At 31.9% G+C, this 17,889-nt stretch carries 21 protein-coding genes; 4 read left to right on the plus strand and 17 right to left on the minus strand.

All coding sequences use genetic code 11. The features are described 5' to 3' along the window. Positions 1 to 8: 8 nt before the first annotated feature. The 6 genes from CLCY_RS06505 to CLCY_RS06530 all read right to left on the minus strand — a co-directional run bounded on the left by CLCY_RS06505 (position 9) and on the right by CLCY_RS06530 (position 6,351). Entirely contained in the window at positions 9 to 2,141 is a 2,133-nt protein-coding gene (locus CLCY_RS06505; protein ID WP_048570311.1) for a hypothetical protein, read from the minus strand. 25 nt (positions 2,142 to 2,166) lie between these two features. Further along, complete coding sequence (locus CLCY_RS06510; RefSeq protein ID WP_048570312.1) at positions 2,167 to 3,495, minus strand: CotH kinase family protein; 1,329 nt, start codon at positions 3,493 to 3,495, stop codon at positions 2,167 to 2,169. A gap of 11 nt (positions 3,496 to 3,506) precedes the next feature. After that, complete coding sequence (locus CLCY_RS06515) at positions 3,507 to 4,175, minus strand: DUF4956 domain-containing protein (protein ID WP_048570313.1); 669 nt, start codon at positions 4,173 to 4,175, stop codon at positions 3,507 to 3,509. Positions 4,176 to 4,214: 39 nt separating this feature from the next. Continuing rightward, entirely contained in the window at positions 4,215 to 4,943 is a 729-nt protein-coding gene (locus CLCY_RS06520; RefSeq protein WP_048570314.1) for a polyphosphate polymerase domain-containing protein, read from the minus strand. Between the two features lie 321 nt (positions 4,944 to 5,264). After that, positions 5,265 to 5,942 (minus strand): LiaF transmembrane domain-containing protein, encoded by a 678-nt coding sequence (locus CLCY_RS06525; protein ID WP_048570315.1) that lies wholly within the window; start codon positions 5,940 to 5,942, stop codon positions 5,265 to 5,267. Positions 5,943 to 6,171: 229 nt separating this feature from the next. Then, positions 6,172 to 6,351: a hypothetical protein gene (locus CLCY_RS06530; protein ID WP_048570316.1), complete on the minus strand. Its 180-nt coding sequence runs from the start codon at positions 6,349 to 6,351 to the stop codon at positions 6,172 to 6,174. A gap of 185 nt (positions 6,352 to 6,536) precedes the next feature. On the opposite strand from CLCY_RS06530, the gene CLCY_RS06535 reads away from it, so the two are divergent. After that, positions 6,537 to 7,082, plus strand: a complete 546-nt coding sequence (locus CLCY_RS06535; RefSeq protein WP_048570317.1) for a DUF6512 family protein — start codon at positions 6,537 to 6,539, stop codon at positions 7,080 to 7,082. A 109-nt stretch (positions 7,083 to 7,191) separates the two neighbouring features. Here the strand turns inward: CLCY_RS06535 and CLCY_RS06540 are convergent, their stop codons facing one another. From CLCY_RS06540 to gloA, 3 genes are all read right to left on the minus strand, one after another. Continuing rightward, on the minus strand, positions 7,192 to 7,638 hold the full coding sequence (locus tag CLCY_RS06540; protein ID WP_048570318.1) for a DUF4275 family protein: 447 nt from the start codon (positions 7,636 to 7,638) through the stop codon (positions 7,192 to 7,194). 106 nt (positions 7,639 to 7,744) lie between these two features. After that, positions 7,745 to 7,879, minus strand: a complete 135-nt coding sequence (locus tag CLCY_RS14075; protein WP_278336147.1) for a hypothetical protein — start codon at positions 7,877 to 7,879, stop codon at positions 7,745 to 7,747. Positions 7,880 to 8,233: 354 nt separating this feature from the next. After that, positions 8,234 to 8,614, minus strand: coding sequence for a lactoylglutathione lyase (gene gloA, locus CLCY_RS06545; RefSeq protein ID WP_048570319.1), 381 nt, complete (start codon positions 8,612 to 8,614; stop codon positions 8,234 to 8,236). A 78-nt stretch (positions 8,615 to 8,692) separates the two neighbouring features. Here gloA and CLCY_RS06550 point away from each other — a divergent pair, with 78 nt between their 5' ends. The 3 genes from CLCY_RS06550 to CLCY_RS06560 all read left to right on the plus strand — a co-directional run bounded on the left by CLCY_RS06550 (position 8,693) and on the right by CLCY_RS06560 (position 11,297). Beyond that, the gene (locus tag CLCY_RS06550; RefSeq protein ID WP_053083282.1) at positions 8,693 to 9,274 is read left to right on the plus strand and encodes a pentapeptide repeat-containing protein; all 582 of its coding nucleotides are present in this window, start codon (positions 8,693 to 8,695) and stop codon (positions 9,272 to 9,274) included. Positions 9,275 to 9,362: 88 nt separating this feature from the next. Continuing rightward, the gene (locus CLCY_RS06555; RefSeq protein ID WP_048570320.1) at positions 9,363 to 10,346 is read left to right on the plus strand and encodes an asparaginase; all 984 of its coding nucleotides are present in this window, start codon (positions 9,363 to 9,365) and stop codon (positions 10,344 to 10,346) included. A gap of 90 nt (positions 10,347 to 10,436) precedes the next feature. Continuing rightward, the gene (locus CLCY_RS06560) at positions 10,437 to 11,297 is read left to right on the plus strand and encodes an SPFH domain-containing protein (protein ID WP_048570321.1); all 861 of its coding nucleotides are present in this window, start codon (positions 10,437 to 10,439) and stop codon (positions 11,295 to 11,297) included. Between the two features lie 47 nt (positions 11,298 to 11,344). Here CLCY_RS06560 and CLCY_RS06565 read toward each other — a convergent pair whose 3' ends face one another. The 8 genes from CLCY_RS06565 to hypA form a co-directional block, all read right to left on the minus strand. After that, positions 11,345 to 11,773 carry a MarR family winged helix-turn-helix transcriptional regulator gene (locus tag CLCY_RS06565; RefSeq protein ID WP_048570322.1) on the minus strand — a complete coding sequence of 143 codons (429 nt, stop codon included), beginning with the start codon at positions 11,771 to 11,773 and terminating at the stop codon, positions 11,345 to 11,347. Positions 11,774 to 11,786: 13 nt separating this feature from the next. Next, entirely contained in the window at positions 11,787 to 12,182 is a 396-nt protein-coding gene (locus CLCY_RS06570; protein ID WP_048570323.1) for an HsmA family protein, read from the minus strand. 141 nt (positions 12,183 to 12,323) lie between these two features. Beyond that, entirely contained in the window at positions 12,324 to 13,328 is a 1,005-nt protein-coding gene (gene hypE, locus CLCY_RS06575; protein ID WP_048570324.1) for a hydrogenase expression/formation protein HypE, read from the minus strand. A gap of 9 nt (positions 13,329 to 13,337) precedes the next feature. Then, positions 13,338 to 14,414 carry a hydrogenase formation protein HypD gene (gene hypD / locus CLCY_RS06580; RefSeq protein ID WP_048570325.1) on the minus strand — a complete coding sequence of 359 codons (1,077 nt, stop codon included), beginning with the start codon at positions 14,412 to 14,414 and terminating at the stop codon, positions 13,338 to 13,340. 1 nt (position 14,415) lies between these two features. Then, a complete protein-coding gene (locus CLCY_RS06585; RefSeq protein WP_048570326.1) occupies positions 14,416 to 14,640 on the minus strand; it encodes a HypC/HybG/HupF family hydrogenase formation chaperone in 225 nt (74 codons plus the stop codon). A gap of 10 nt (positions 14,641 to 14,650) precedes the next feature. After that, positions 14,651 to 16,885 (minus strand): carbamoyltransferase HypF, encoded by a 2,235-nt coding sequence (hypF, locus tag CLCY_RS06590; RefSeq protein WP_048570327.1) that lies wholly within the window; start codon positions 16,883 to 16,885, stop codon positions 14,651 to 14,653. Beyond that, entirely contained in the window at positions 16,882 to 17,544 is a 663-nt protein-coding gene (hypB, locus tag CLCY_RS06595) for a hydrogenase nickel incorporation protein HypB (RefSeq protein ID WP_048570328.1), read from the minus strand. Before hypB ends, hypF begins: the two co-directional genes overlap by 4 nt. 2 nt (positions 17,545 to 17,546) lie before the next feature. Next, positions 17,547 to 17,888 (minus strand): hydrogenase maturation nickel metallochaperone HypA, encoded by a 342-nt coding sequence (gene hypA, locus CLCY_RS06600; RefSeq protein WP_048570329.1) that lies wholly within the window; start codon positions 17,886 to 17,888, stop codon positions 17,547 to 17,549. Between the last annotated feature and the right edge of the window lies 1 nt (position 17,889).

Here is a 17,889-nt window from a genome sequence, read left to right on the forward strand (position 1 = left end):
GTTTAATATTACTTTCCAAAAACCTCACGCATTTTGTAGTACACAGGTTTTAATCTTTCATGATAATCTGGTTTGTTCCACTTACTCCATCTAAACATACCAAAACCAAGACTTTTTTCATTTTTCTCTGTCTTTATTATTAAAGATGAATATATACCTCTAACACTAACATCTGATGGGTTAATAGACTTCATTATATCTCCTCTAACTTTTCTTTTAGAAGGATCAGAAAAGTTGAGTAGTTGCCATGGAAGCCTTATTTCTATGTTGTCATCTGATACATAAAAGTCTGAAAGACTGTTGTAATTCTTAGAATTTATATTAGCATTTCCGTATATAAGCTTACCTGTTTCGAAATGTATAGGTTTATATTTCTTTTTATTTGGCCCTACAGTTATTTCATGACGTATAGTTAAATAAATTTTATTGAACTTGTCCATATCTTTACTATATTTCTCAGTATATTTTTCATCCTCAGGGTAAGGGCTTTTATCCTTTAATAATGGATTATAATAATCATGCACATATACCCTTGAGTTATATTTACCATCTAATTTGATAACGAAATCTACTCCTCTAGTAAAATTAAGTCCAAGAAGACTTGACTTTACTGCTCCTGACTTTGGAGTTATATCTAATGGTATATATATTTTATCCCTATTTATATCAAGGCCTTTTTTGTACACTTTCATGTATATATATTTTTCATCACTTGTTATAGATAGGCTAGAGTCTTTATCTTTAGTTACTATATCTGACTCCTTCCATTCTGATATATCTCCATCTGGATAGGATTTAACTCTTTCCTTTCCTGGATCAAATGCCAATATTCCATAGTTTTGTTCACTTGTTTGGGCATTTTGCCAGTATGCAGCCCTTTCAAGGTCTATTCCGTCCATTACGTTCCAGCTTTTTTTAAACCATTCATCCTGCCAAGAGAATATAATTGCCCCACTTGAACCGGACTTTACTATGTCATCATATAAATCAGCTGTAGCATTTGCCTGCTTAAACTCATTTACATTTCCATGGTTATATCCTCTAGACTCATCTACATGAGCAAGTCCCCTAGAAGTAGGAATTCCAAATTCTGATATAACCACTGGAATACTATGATACTTAATTAGGTCATTTAAATATGCTCTATAACTGTTTTTTCTACCCTTTTCATCTCTATATGCATTATATTTTGGATCAAGGTTAAGAAAGTCAGGATAATAGGGATATACATGATATGATGCAAACATACCAGATTTAAAATTACTAGTGGATTTTATTTTCTCAGTATCTACACTACCAATAGTGTTATATTCCTCAGGTTCATAAGGGTGATCTAATGGGTCTGTTGTTGGCCAATTTGAGAATGCTATAAGTCTTTGATGTTTGTAATTTTCCGTCTCATACTTTATAGCAAAATCTCCAACCTCTGCAAGTAATACTTCAAATGGACTTGCACCCTTTACTGTATATAAGTAGTTTCCTTTATAACTGGTTTTATCCTCATTAAAAAGGTCTGTCTGCTGAACAAAATTTCCATCCCATTCTATTCCTAGGATATAGCCAAGTACATATTTAGATACATCCTTCGTATATCTACCACTAGAGTAATCTCCATTAGGTGGAATATATGCCCTTCCATGTATAACATTAATAGTGCTTTGAATATCTCTTATAAAGTGATTCTTAATCTTAAAGCTAAACCCATTCATAGTATCTTCTATATTATTTTCATTAACCCATATTCCATGAATAATGTATAAAGGTTTATCCTTACCCCTATTAAATTCATAAAGTGCTTCATAGAAATCAGGTGATAAAAGTGTATACACTCTTATTACATTGGCATTCATTGCGTATATCTGATTAAACCACCTTAGGTACTCCGCTTTAGTTATCCCAAACTCATTAGGAAAGTATCCCGGTTTACCTACTCCTATATTTACACCCTTTAAGAAAATCTTCTCAAAGTTATCCTTATTCTTAATGACTATATCCTTACCACTGGTCTTAGCCTCTACAATTAAATTCTTATGTGTACATTTATTTTCCATTGGAAAAATACTAGTGTAGTAAAATAACCCTATCAATATCGTTGAGATAAGAATTCCTACAATTATTTTTATGTATTTTATTGGACTCATAGCTTCTCACCCTTTTTAGTATTTACTATCTTTCATTTTTACTATTCCCAGTAAGTTCTAGGTATTCACCAGTTTCGAAATACTTGTCCATCCATCTTCCATGATCTTTTATAAATTTTTTCATAGTACTTATCTCTTTTTCGTAGCTTTTATCTTCTCTTAATCCTATTTCAGCTACTGCATTATCTATTGACTTTAATACATGATGTTCACTTAAATAGGTTTTTCTAAGAGCCTTATACCTTTTTGAAAGCTTATCTAGAAAATACTGATCAGTTAGAAGCTTTTCAAACCAAGGCTCACCCTTCATCCTAAGATATCTATGATTCTTCACCTCATCAAAGTTCCCCATGGATATATTAAAGTCTAAAGCAGGTCCTACCTTTAATTTTGATCCTAGCTCTTTATAAAAATATATCCCTTTCTTTCCTGCTTTTATATTAAAGAAAAATTCATTAAGGATTACATAATCAATGAAGCTATCAATATCTATATATTCTCTATATCCAAATCTTGGGTCGGAATACATTAGAGAATACATTCTCTTTTCTATAGAGTCTAAATCATTTTGAATATACCTTAACTGACTTTGTGTAACATCACCCTTATCTGGATAAATGCATGTAAGTTGACTCTTCTTCTTTATTCTTTCTGTATATGTAGATAAGTAATTATCCCCTTGTTTTAAGCTATCCCCCGCTACAATGTAACCTGTTATCTCATAGGCATTAATACTCTTAGCGAGGTTTACTCTATCTTTACTTACCTTAGTACTTTCAACTATAGAATAAACACCCTTATAATCCTTCATTGTGATTCCTTCAACCTGTGATGTTTTAATAAAAACCTCACAGAGCTTAGCTTGGGGAGTATAATCCATTATTTTTGATGCTATATTATATACAATGTAGTTTCTAATGAGAGACTTATCTCCATCTGGAGAATTTAATATCCACTTTGAATTTCTTTTCATACCTAGGACTTCAATATCCCTGGGCTTTCCTTCATTATCTCTTATGTTTATAATATATTTTCCCTTAGAATCTTCTTGAAGATTTATCTCTACATTTGAACTTTTATTGCTATGTCCCGTAATATTATTTTCTAATTTCTCATTTTGATATAACTCCATCTTAGCTTTCACTATATCTTTACCTATATCTTTACCCTTTGAATCTATAACTATAATAGGAAGCTTAGATGTGAACTTAACATTTTTATTAGCTATAATTGACCTTTGATTCAAATAATCCATATAGCCAATATAAACATATTTATATGAAAGTATTAAAGTAACTCCAAGTACCATAATTAATATTGCTATCATAGTATTATATCTTAACTTATCATTCATATAATCTCATCCTAACCCATCATTTCTCCTGTTTGAGAGACTATATTAACAGTCTTAACCCCTGGAGTTGAATATAATAACTGCATAAGTTTTATATCTTCATTTTCTTTTAGCCTTATCTCACATACAATCTCTAGTGTAGATTCAGTTGTATTTTTAGCTCTCATTTTATAGTTTTTCAGTGATGAAAATATATTTTTCATAATTGTCTCTTCACTTAAACGCTCTGCTTTTATGACTAAAAGATATTTATCCTCACTTTTCATAGCCAATGTTATAATAAATAAAGTAACCATAATAAAAATAGACCCGATAATCGCAACTTGAATGTTATCCGTTCCAACAGAAAGTCCTACGCCTATCCCCCAAAATATAAAAGCTGTATCCCTAGGGTCCTTTATAGCTGTCCTAAAACGTACAATTGAAAGTGCTCCTACCATTCCAAGTGATAATGCTACGTTACTTCCTATAACCATTATCACAATAGCTGTTATTAGAGTTATCATTATTAATGATATATTGAAGTTTTTGCTATATACTACTCCCTTATATGTAAGCCTGTATGTTATATATATACCTATAGCAATAACCAGTGCAATAAATAGGGACTTTGAAATCTTAACTGCTGAATAAACCTGCTCATTATCAATGAGATACTGCATAATCATCGATATTTCCATAAATGTTCCTCCAATTACTATTATTCATTAACCTTATATCTATATATGGAATCCTCCATATATCTTTCTAGAACTACAATACTTACTTATAGAACTATTTACACAATCCCTAGATGATAATATATCTTGAAACCACTTGTATAAATATTTTTCATACTTAACTTCAAGAAGTGGTCTATTAATATCAAGTGTGGGGATCATATTTAGGTCCTTTGAAAAAATATCAAACTCTGTTTCACTATGGGATATTTCTGTATCTAGTGTTACTCTTATTCCATATTCATCTTTATAAAATGCCTCTCTTTTATACTCTAGGGTGGATACGGGTTTATAAATATCCGATACCATGATTGCATAAATCTTCAATGCTATTCCATCACTATAATTAAGTAAAACATCATACTCTCCATTAATAAGCCTTTTAGCATGTTCCCTAGATATAATAAGTGTTTCTTTTCTTTGATTAAGGTTAAACTTATATTTCACTTCAAGTTTAGCTTTATTATCATTAGGATTATATACTCTTATCCTTATTTTCTTTCTATTTTGTTCCCCTTCTATCTTGTCGTGATAATCAAGATTATTAATAGAATCAAAGTAAACACTTCGAACCCTATATCCTTCATCAATACTATGTAAATCCTTATTGAAAAACACAGGAAACACAGATTTAAAATAATAATAGTCCTCAAGTGTAATAAAGTATTTCATTTCTCGCCTTGAGACTTTAACTGCCTTTGAGTTTTCATACTTCTTATAATCAAGCATAGAGCATATACCTTCCAATCCTTATTTAACCTTTTATGTTAGTAAAATACATTTATTATCCTATTTCCATGTTATTGATTTTTTTTCTATTTCCCCTATAAAATAGAAAAAGGTCCTAAAAAGATGGTGTATCTTTTTAGAATCCTTACTTTAAATCTTATATTAAATTTTCCATAGACTTCTATGCCTAGCTGTATAGCCTAATGTAAATAACAGGATTATTCTATTTAAATCATTATACCACATATACTAAAAATTGAAATAATTAAAATAGGTTGTTAACAATCATTATTGTTTAATAGCATATTTAAAATCTCATATTTACTTTATTTCTGTTCCTCCGAATATACTTATAGCCTTTATATATATAGTTGGAACATCTTCCCTTATCACCTGGCTAGTTTTATTTGAATTGCCTCCTAATATAGGTATACTTGATACTTTAACCTTTACATTAGGTGGGACAATTATGTCTGCACCTCCAAAAATCACTAATGAATTTATAACAACATCTTCATCAATAATTGCATTTTTTAGGTTTAAATCAACCCCTCCAAATATCGCAGTTAAATTAGCTCCAACAAACTTTTCATATGGAAAATTAATATCATTTCCTGAAAAAAATGCTGTATATTCTGGTAATCCATCACTACTAAAGCTTTTTTCATAGAACTTATCCTTACTAAAGTCTTTTCTAAAGATAATTTGTAGACCTATAAAAATAAATATTATTGGTATAATAAGCTTACTTAATATATACCAAGATATAATATTTTGAGCTGATAAAAGTAGCATAACCCCAACAACTAATCCTATAAGTGCACTTATCTTAGACCCTCTTTGAAATAGACCCATTATACTTGGAACAATTATAAATAGAGTCCACCAACCTTCAAAAAACAAGTTAAAATTCCATAGATCTAAAGCATTTCCTCCAAACAAAACACCTAAAACAATAAAAAGTAAACCCCATAATAGGTTACTTGACTTGTTTGCCATTTTATTCTCCCTCCTATTAACTTAAAATAACAATATTCACAAATTACCACAATTGGTAGCTATAATTATATATTATATCTTACTAAGTTAAATGTGAATCTTTATTTTAGTTATAGTTTCTTAATATCTTTAATAAAAAAGATAGCCTATGCACACTTTCATGGTAAATCTAATCTTCATACCATAAAATATACATAGACTATCTAGTTTCTTATATTATATGAATTTACTATCTGTTCCCTTTAAGCTTATCTTCTACCTTATTTAGGCTACTTTCAACAGAACTTACTGAACTAGAAATTGTACCTTCTATCTTATCTTCGATTCTCTCAGCTGCTTCTGAAATACTGCTTCCATTGATGTTTAGGCTATCCTTAACCTTATTAACAAAACTCTTTTCTCTATCCACTATAATCACCTCCTAAATATCTTTTAGTTAGTGTGCACATTTCTATAGAATTTATGTTGTTAATATAGACCATAAGGAACACACTTTTAACAATATAAAATTTTCAGTAATTTATTGTAAATTTTGGTATAATATTTAAAAATACATATATATAAATACTAATATATTTTTAAGGAGTGATATGATTGGATAGCTTCAAAAAAGCTAAGAAATGGATTCTTATTGGTATTCCTATAATAAGTATAGTAGGAAGTCTAATGCATTTTGCATATGAATGGTCTGGAAACCTTGCCCTAGTTGGTTTATTTACTCCTGTTAATGAAAGCATATGGGAACATTTAAAAATGGCATTCTTCCCTACCCTAGCATGGTGGATTTTAGGCTACCTGATTTATAGAGGTGATTTTTCTTTTAATACAAGAACATGGTTATCATCTGCAGTAGTTGCATCTATTACTGCTCCATTAGTTGTAGTTACATTTTACTATACATACACAGGAGCCTTTGGAATTGAATCATTAGTTCTTGATATATTTTCACTGTTTCTTGGAATATTTATAGGTCAAATACTAGGGCTTCATCTATATAGATATGGAAAATTTAATCCTCTAGTATCTGGGGTTTTATATTTAATACTAATACTTGTCATACTTGCATTTATTGTATTTACCTTTAACCCACCACATATTCCATTGTTTTTAGATTCACAGACAGGAACATATGGGATATAGGATGTAAGTGTAGTGCTTTGCCAGGATGTGTTGTTTTATCCAAAGACAACACATCCTGGCAATCAAACTTTCACCTACATATCTTTTCTCGTAGTCGAAATAAAGCTTTTTAAATCCTTTTATCCTTAAAACTAAAATAAGGACCTAAGCCAGTTTCATGTGTCCTTACATAAGTCCAATTAAATTGTTTATCTACAACATAAATGTCTGACTTATAAAAATCCAAATCACATATTAGGTTATCTGCACTAAGAACCTTAGCTCCGTCAAGAATCAGAACATCATTTGAATGTTGATAAAAAACATAACATGAATTTTTAGCTATACTATTAAAAGCTTTATTAGCTTCTTCAGCTTGTAAACAAGTTCTTTTATTATAGCTAAATAAATGCCATAGGTATCCACAACATCCATCGGTGTTATAAAGAAAAATATCTTCCTTTTCTTTGTCACTTAGATAATCCGCAAAACTATCTTCCCATTGCTTTCGTAGATAAATTCCCCATTTAGGTATTTCTATAACTTTAATATTTTTAAGTAGTCGAATTGAATTCACTTAATCACTCCTTGTAGACTCTCAATTCCCACATAATATAAAACTGTTACTTCATAAAATAAATATATTGCGGCATTGATATAAATAAAACTTGTACTATAGTTCGTTATTTTTGAAAAAACCTAAAAAGTGCTTTAAACATACCAGTAAAATTAAAGGCTGAGCCTACAAAACTTGCTACGATACCCAAAACTATACCAATTCCTACGAAATACATTGTAGCTATTAAAATATTATCCATATATTAAAACTCCCTTCAAGTATTTCACAATATACAACTGTTATGTCTTAAGCATATTATAATTACATACCATACTTTACCATACATTATAATATAAACTTCTATTTTAATTATGTTCTATCTTAGTAAGTATCATTGCAAATAGTGTAGCCTCTAGCTAAAACAATAGAGTCTAGAGTTAGAAATTCTAATCCTTACAAATACTCTTAGTCCTAGTAAGATATCGGCAAGCAAAGTGGTTTAGATATCGCACTTGGTCTGAGGGGATTTGTAAGGATTAGAATTTTTTCTCAAAGATCTCGTTGTTTTAGCTAGAGGCTACACTACTGCAAATTAATATTTTCGGTAGAGTGATTATAATCTTATTACCTCTACCTTATATCCATCTGGATCAGTTACGAAGTAGTATCTTGGTTTTTCACCTGGTAGTCCTTTAAGGTCTGTTACCTCATATCCACTTTTTATATGTTCTTCACGAAGTCCTTCAAGGTCCTCTACTCCTACAGCTATATGGCTAAATCCATTTCCTATTTCGTATGGAGTTTCTTGATTGTAGTTATATGTAAGTTCTAGATCATATGTCCCATTTTCATCTGTCATATAAACTATTGTGAATTTATACTCTGGGAAATCCTTTCTTGAACTTTCAACAAATCCTAATGCTTCACTATAGAATTTAAGTGATGCTTCAAGGTCCATAACTCTTATACAAGTATGTAACATTTTTGTTTTCATATTATCCACTTCCTTTTTGAAACTTTATTCTATTATACTATAATAGGGCTAATAGAATACACCTATAGGAGGAACATTATGTCCAATATAAGTACATATAATGATGATTTAACTTTTAATAAACTCGTAGAGATAGATTCTAGTATTACTAACAAGTCATTTCTTGACTGTAGATTCCAAGGCTGTGACTTTTCAAGTTCAAACTTTTCAGGCTCTAATTTTCAAAACTGCATATTTGAGAATTGTAATTTATCCCTTACTAACTTCACAGGTGCAAGACTAGTTGATGTTAAGTTTAAGGAGTGTAAGATTATTGGAATTAATTTTAGCAAATGTGACACTTCATTCGTACTAGATGTCTCATTTGAAGATTCTATAATGAGAAACTGTAGTTTCTCTACTCTTTCACTTAAGAAAACCAATTTTTCAAAGTGTAGTGTTTTAGACAGTGACTTTATTGATGCTAACCTTACTGAAGCAAACTTTAGCTCTTCTACTTTAACTGGTACGGTTTTTAGCAATACCAACTTAACTAAAGCCGACTTCACAGGTGCTAGTGATTATGACATAAACCCTTTAAATAATAACATTAAAAGATGTAAATTCACTATGCCAGAGGCAATGAGGCTACTTAATAGCTTTGATATAGTTATAAAGTAAAACAAGACTCCTCTTTTACAACTTCTTTTATAATCAGGAATATGTAGGGATATAATAATAGTAACTTATAAAAAAGCAGGAGGATTATATGAAGAAAATAGCAGTTATATTTAATGGTGGAACAATTTCAATGAAGGTTGATGAGAAGCTAAAGGCAGCTGTTCCATCTCTTTCAAGTGAAGAGATAATGGCTATGGTAACTGGAATTGAAGGCTATGCAGAAATAGAGACCCATACATTCTCCTCACTTCCTGGCCCCCATGTAACTCCTGAAATAATGCTTAAGCTATCAAAGTTTATTGAAGATTTTGTGGAAAGAGATGATATAGATGGAGTTGTGGTAACCCATGGAACGGATACATTAGAGGAAACAGCTTACTTAGTAGATTTAACTCTTACAACCCATAAACCAGTTATATTTACAGGAGCTATGAGAAGTAGTTCTGAGCTTGGATATGATGGACCTTCAAATCTTTCAGCATCAATTTGTACATCTATATCAAATGATGCAAAAAATCGTGGTGTTCTTGTTTGCTTAAGTGGAGAATTAAATTCTGCTTCTGAGGTTACAAAAACCAATTCAATGAGCCTTGATACATTTAAAACTCCAAACTTTGGTCCAATCGGAATAGTTGATAATAATAGAGCAATCTTTTATAGAAGCAGGATAGAAAGACCTCACTTTAATATTAAGAGAATTGAATCTAATGTATCACTAATAAAATGTGCGTCTGGTATGGATTCAAGATTTATTGACTTCTGTATAGATAATAATGATAAAGGAATAGTTATTGAGGCACTTGGCCGTGGAAATGTACCAAAGGCTATGGTTCCAGGTATAAAAAGGGCAATAGATAGAGGAATTCCTGTGGTTATAGTATCAAGATGCTTCGAAGGTAGGGTTAGTGATTCCTATGGATATGAAGGTGGAGGTCATAATCTTCGAAACTTAGGTGCAATATTTGGTGACACTCTTCCTGGTCAGAAAGCTAGGATAAAACTTATGGTAGCTTTAAGTGCATTAACTTCAATGGAAGATATTCGAAAATTATTCGAGAATGAATTGTTCTAAATACAAAGAGCAACACGTGAGGTTAACATTTCCATATATAAATGATATATTAAACTATAGGGTTTAATTATTTATTGGGGAGATGATAAAATGAAAGAAAAAGCAATAACTGCTGGTAACGGTGGTCTTATGCTACTAGTAGTTCTATTTTTATTGATCGTTTCTACTAGTTCTGTAATTTATGGAGCTGGCCCTGGAAGTGCCATATTCTTAGTACTTGGTATACTAGGTGAGGTTCTTTGGATATTTCTTGCGGGTGGACTTTTTACACTTCAACCAAACGAATCATGTGTATTGATACTATTTGGGGATTATAAAGGAACAGTTAAAGATTCTGGTTTCCACTGGACTAATCCACTATACACTAAGAAGAAAATATCACTAAGATCAAGAAATCTTAATGGAGATAAACTTAAAGTTAATGATGAAGCTGGGAACCCAATTGAAATCGCAACGGTTGTGGTATGGAGAGTTGAGGATACCTTTAAGGCTATGTTCGATGTTGATAGCTATACTGATTATGTATCTATTCAAAGTGAATCTGCACTAAGACATTTAGCCGGGCTTTATCCATATGATACTGGAGAAGATGAAAGTGGCCTATCGCTTAGAGGAAGCTCAGATGAGGTGTCAGGGGCACTTCAAAGAGAACTTCAAGAAAGACTTTCTAAAGCTGGGGTTATTGTTGAAGAGGCTAGAATAAGTCACCTTGCATATGCACCTGAAATTGCAGCTGCAATGCTTCAACGTCAACAGGCAAATGCTATTATCGCAGCTAGACAAAAAATAGTAGAAGGTGCAGTAACAATGGTTGATATGGCACTTAATAAGCTAAAGAAGGATAATATAGTGAATCTTGATGATAAGGAAAAGGCTGCTATGGTAAGTAACCTACTCGTAGTTCTATGTAGCGAAAAGTCTACTCAACCAACTATCAATTCAGGAAAATAATATATAAGGACAAGTACTCCTATGAGTGACTTGTCCTTTAATTTAACTTATTTTATCTTACTTAACATCTTTGTAAGTGAAATTTTAATTTCCTCGATTTCTGTTTCAGTAAATTCTTCAAATATTCTATCAAAGCCCTCTGTCATTTTATCCTTACACTTAAGAGCAAATTCATATCCCTTATCTGACAACATAATATATGTATTTCTTTTATCGCTACCTATTTTGTACTTCTTAACGTATCCTGCTGCCTCGAGTCTTGAGACTATTCCTGAAATAGTTCCTTTACTAAGGCTCATTTCAGTACATATATCACTTATAGTCATCTCTTTATTATGTCCTATTAGCTTGATTATGATTATTTGCTGATGTGTAAGTCCATTTCCCTTAAGGCTATCTGCGATTATGTTTGTTGTTTTTGAGTATACTTCACGAATTAGCATCGCTATTTGAAAAGAATCTACCTTCTTGTCCATTTTACTCCTCCGATTAATGTCCCATACCTATAACCATACCTACAAAATATGGGATTAACCATATAAGCCATACTACTATGCTAAACTTATGAAAGAATTTCTTTTTCTTATCGTCATTTTTAAAAATTACCATTGTAGCCCAAAGTGCATGAAATAGCATAAGTGCTATGGCAATTACCCCTGTTATACCGTGTATATTTCCAGTAAGACTAGTAGTTAATTCTAGGTTGGACTTTGCTATTTTTCCCATTGTTATAGTTCCTATTGTATCACAAATAAGCCCTATCCAAAATATAAGTACATGAGACTTTTTAAGCGTCCCTGACTTTCTTTCACCAAAAACGCCAACAGTATAAAATACTAGCGCCAAGCTTATTGTTATAGTTGCAAATAGTAAAATTGAACTCATTTATAAATCACCTCTAATAAAATAGTTTGTATGCAAACTATTTTATTCCTATATATACCTAATGTCAAATAAAAAAAGGTGCTTGATATTTAATCTATCACACCTTCTTAGGAAATCTGCTTTATTAAACTTGCCTAATCATTAACATATTCTTGGTAGAACCTCTCCACTCATCATAGGAAGTCTTTTTATTCCACCAAGGGATGTTTTTACATTCACTTCCCCACTTATCCTCTCTACAACCTCACCTATGATACTACTATCAACTCCTAGACTGGATTGCTTCATAATGCCTAGAAGATTATCTGCATCATCACCATGCACTATAACTATTACTTTCCCTTCATTAGCTACATATAATGGGTCAATTCCTAGGAGTCTACTCATAGCACTTACATTTTTCTTAACTGGTATAGTATCTTCATCTATCAGCATACTTTTACCTGCAAGTGATGCTATTTCATTAAGAGACTGGGCTACTCCTCCACGAGTCGGGTCTCTCATAATTCTAATTCTAGCATTGGAATCTAAAATTCTACTAATCAAGGGATATAAGCTACTACAATCACTTTCTATGCTTCCAAGTGTACTAAGGCCTTCTCTTTCATTCATAATACACATACCATGATCGCCAATACTACCACTTAGTATTATCTTATCACCTACTTCTATGCTATTTGGAGATAAGCTATGTCTACTATCTAAAACTCCGATTCCTGTAGTATTTATGTATACTCTATGTCCCCTTCCCCTTTCAACTATCTTGGTATCACCTGCTACAATGCTGACATCATTCTTTCTTGCTTCGTTTCCCATAGACTTTGCTATTTTATCAAGGGAATCAAGGGAAAAGCCTTCTTCTATGATAAATCCGGCTGTTATGTATAGTGGCTTTGCACAGCTAACAGCTAAGTCATTTATAGTTCCACATATGCTAAGCTTTCCTATGTCTCCCCCGGTGAAAAATATAGGGTCTACAACGAAACTATCTGTAGTTAATGCTATATCCCCATGTACTTTTCCAATTATCGATGAATCACTTTGCTTAAGAAGTATAGGATTATTAAAGTGCTTATAAAATATACTTTCTATAAGATGTGAACTTTCCTTTCCTCCACTTCCATGGGCAATACTTACTACATCCATGTTTTCCTCCTAAATATACGAATATTCTATATTACAAGCCCCTTCACTTGATACCATACAAGGTCCAAGTGGACTTAATGGTGTACACTTTCTCTTAAAATATATACAATCCCTCGGGGACCTTCTTCCTGTTATTATGTACTTACAGCTACATTTATCATCATCTTCTATAACCTTATCATCTATATAAAATCTATGTCTAGCATCGTATATTTTATAATCATGCCTTAGTTCATATCCTGAATTCTCAATTCTTCCTATACCTCTCCAAAGGCTACTAGATGATAAAAACACTTCACTTATCAAATCCTTAGCTAAAATATTTCCCTCTTCACTTACTGCCCTACTATAAAGATTATTACACCTATAATCCTTATTTATAATTAAATTAATTAAGGAATATATTCCTCCTAAAATATCAATTGCTTCAAACCCACACATGGTCATTGGAGTATTACTTTCCCTCGCTAAGTTATCAAATACTTTATTTCCTACTATAGTTCCTACATGCCCTGGACAAATAAAACCATCTATACTAGTTTCATTATCAAGTATTAGGGATTTAAGGGCATTTGGCATTGTTTTAAGATAGTTTAATATAGAAAAGTTTTTTATATTACTTTCCCTAGCTTTCTTTAATGTAAGTGCAATACTAGGCGCTGTTGTTTCAAATCCAACACATATAAGCACAACTTCACTTTTTATATTATTCTTAGCTATGTTCAATGCTTCAAGTGGAGAGTGAACTATCCTTATATCATATCCTCTACTTCTAGAATTACTAAGTGCATCTCTACTTCCAGGAACTCTTAGAACATCTGAAAATGTAGCTAAAATAACATTTTCAGATGTTGCTACTTCTATTCCCAGATCTATATATTCTCTAGGAGTTACACATATAGGACATCCTGGCCCAGATATAAGCTTTATATTACTTGGAAGAATAGATGGTATTCCATAGTTATAAATACTTCTAGTATGGGTTCCACATATCTCCATTATTTTTATATCATGCTTTAACATAGATGAAGCTTTATGTATTGAATTTATAATCTTTTTACCTAAATCAATATTATTAAAGTCCATATTAATCCTCACTTAAACTTGCTATTTCCTTAAGAAGTTCTAAATTTTCCCTTGCACCTTCTTCACTAATCTTTTCTATAGCACATCCTACATGAACAAGTACATAGTCTCCTATTTGTAGATTTTCTATTAGTGATGTATTAACTGTCATCTCAACTCCCTCAAAATCAACTATAGACTCCCTTTGATAAACCTTAACAACCATTCCTGGAACCGCAACACACATATAATCACCTCTATGCATCCTTAATTAATTCATTTGCAATAAATATCTGTCCAAGAGATATACCACTATCATTACAAGGAACAATTCTATGAGTTAGTACCTTAAAACCATTATTTTTAAGTGAATTATAAATCCCCTCTAACAAAAGGCCATTTTGAAATACTCCTCCACTTAGTGCAACTGTATTTATACTGCTTTCATTCCTTAACCTTATGCATATATAAGCTACGAAACCAATAATGGTATTGTGAAGTTTTAATGCTATGTCCTCATATGATATAGATAGTTTCATGTCCTTAAGTATCCCCCTTATTATACCTGTAGTATCAATAGTAAAAGGCTCGGCACTTACTTTATAATCATATATCCCACTGTACTTTCCACCTTTAGCTAACTCCTCTAGATAAACTGCCGCCTCACCCTCATAGCTAATATCACCTTTAAATCCTAATATAGAAGCAATTCCATCAAACAGCCTTCCTATACTTGATGTATGGGGACAATTAATCTTCTTATCTATCATTTTAAGAATTACATCTACATCCTCTTCATCTTTGAAAACAGAGTTTAGAAAATCTCTAGATTTAGTAGCTGTATAAATTAATCCTATCCCTATCTTCCAAGGTGATAGAGTTGCCCCATCTCCTCCTGGAAGTACAAAGGGATTTATATATCCCTTTCTTTCATAACTTTTTACTGTACATATAAGAAATTCTCCACCAAGAAGTTCTCCATCCTCACCATAACCTAGCCCATCAAATGCAATTCCAATAACACTATTAAAGTAACCATTCTCAGCCATACACGAAACTATATGTGCATGATGATGATAGATTTGCAATTTATCTATACTTGATTCACTTAAAATAGGGTTACTTTTCATATATAGGTGAAGGTCATAGGCAAGAAGCTTCTCATCAATGTCATATATATTCTTAAAGTTATCAAAAACCTTTTTATATCTTTTCTCTGTAGCTAAAGAATCTATATCTCCTATATAGGGAGAAGTAAACACATAATTGTCCTTACTTAATGATATTGTGTTTTTCATAAGTGCACCAAAGGATATAATCCCATCTGTCACTTCTTTCTTTATGGATAGTGGATAGTAGCCTCTTCCTGGTCTTATAACTCTTACAGCTTCCCCTTGAACCTTTACTATAGAGTCATCTACTCCTATGTGTATATCTCTATTGTGAAGTAGATAGTAATCCGCTATTTCTTGCACTTTATCTAGTTCATGATCCTCATATATAATAGGTTCACTTCCTCTATTAGCACTTGTAAATACAAGGGATTCTATACCATCTTGAAATAACATAACATGAAGAGGAGTATATGGAAGAACTACCCCTAGAGTTGAAAGATTAGATATACTATTCATATCACCTTTATTAACCTTCTCAAGTATTACAATAGGCTTAACACTTCCACTTAGTGTATCCTCCTCAAGTCTTGATATATAGCAGTATTTTCTTACTATATCTATATTTTTCATCATAATACCTAGAGGCTTTCTAGCACGCCTCTTCCATCCTCTAAGTTTTTCAACTACTTTCTCTGAGGTTATACATATTAAGTTATATCCAGTTAGCCCCTTAACACACAATATATTTCCCTTTCTTAAAAGCTCTACTATACTTTTGATCTCGTCATTACACTTTACAATTTCTCCATTTCTATCTAGCAACTTAAGTGAAGGACCACATTCTCTACAACATATAGGCTGTGAATGAAATCTTCTATCTATTAGATTCTCATACTCTTCTTTGCATTTACTACACATACTAAAATCATTCATAGTGGTACCTTCCCTATCGTAGGGAAGGGATTTTGTTATTGAGTATCTAGGTCCACAGTTTGTACAGTTTGTAAATGGATACCTATATCTTCTACCAACTTCCTCTATATCTCTTAGACAATTATCACAGGTAGCTATATCAGGAAGCATTGGAACTGTCCCCTTATCCCTTTGACTTTCTATAACCTGAAATCTCTTATGTCCAATTACCTCAAGATTCAATACTGATATATCATCAATTCTACTAAGTAAAGGTGCCCTATTATTTAGATCCTTAAGAAATATATCTATGCTATTCTTCTCTCCCTCTACCTCTATATAAACTCCATTAGAATCGTTTCTCACAAAGCCCTTTAGTTTATTTTCTGTGGCTATTTTATATACAAATGGTCTAAATCCTACTCCTTGAACATTTCCCTTTACTTTAACAAGCTTTCTTATCATTTTCCCCTCTTATTATTTATTTCACTTATAATAAGATTAGAGAGTTCCTCTATTCCCTTATTTTCTCTACATGAAACATTGATTACCTTTATATCTCTATTTATAGACTTTACATCACTATAAAACTCATCTAGATTAAAGTCTGTATACTCTATTAGGTCTGTTTTATTAAGTACAACTATATCTGCACTTTTGAACATTGCTGGATACTTTAAAGGTTTGTCATTTCCCTCAGTTGTACTTATAACAACAATTCTCATATCTTCGCTTAAATCATAGGATGCAGGACAAACAAGGTTCCCTACGTTTTCTATAACAAGTAGGTCCAAAGCCTCTATATTCATTTCATCTACTGCCCTTTCAATCATTGAAGCGTCTAGATGACATCCCCCACCTGTATTCACTTGAACAACCTCTATGTTATGTGCCTCTATCCTCTGGGCGTCACGGGTAGTGTATAAGTCTCCTTCAATAACACCTACAGTTATTCTATCTCTTAATCTTTCAATTAGATGTTCAAGTACAGTTGTTTTCCCAGCTCCTGGTGAACCTAGTAGGTTAATCGTATATATTTTCTTTTCATCTAGATAATTTTTAAGCTTTCTCGCTACATCATCATTACTCTCTAAGATATTCTTTTTTAAGGTTAACTGCTTCACCTCTATTCCCCCTCTATTCTATATAGTAGTAGTTCCTCTCCTGATATAATGTTACTGCTATACTCATTGCATGTTGGACACTGTCTTTCAGTAAACTTTATATCAAATTCTCTTTGGCACTTATCACAAAACGCCCTTGCATTAACATTCTCAATTTCAAGAACGGCATCAGAGCATATTGTATTCTTCTTTATAGATTGAAATGCAAAATTCAAAGCAGAGTTTAGTGTACATGTAAACTCTCCTATTTTAAGAATTACCTTCGTTACCTTCTTAATGTTATTTTCCCTAGCTATATCCTCAACCATCTCTATAACACTACATATCATTGATACCTCATGCATT

The sequence above is a fragment of the Clostridium cylindrosporum DSM 605 genome (assembly GCF_001047375.1).
Classification (GTDB): Bacteria; Bacillota; Clostridia; order Clostridiales; family Caloramatoraceae; genus Clostridium_AB; species Clostridium_AB cylindrosporum.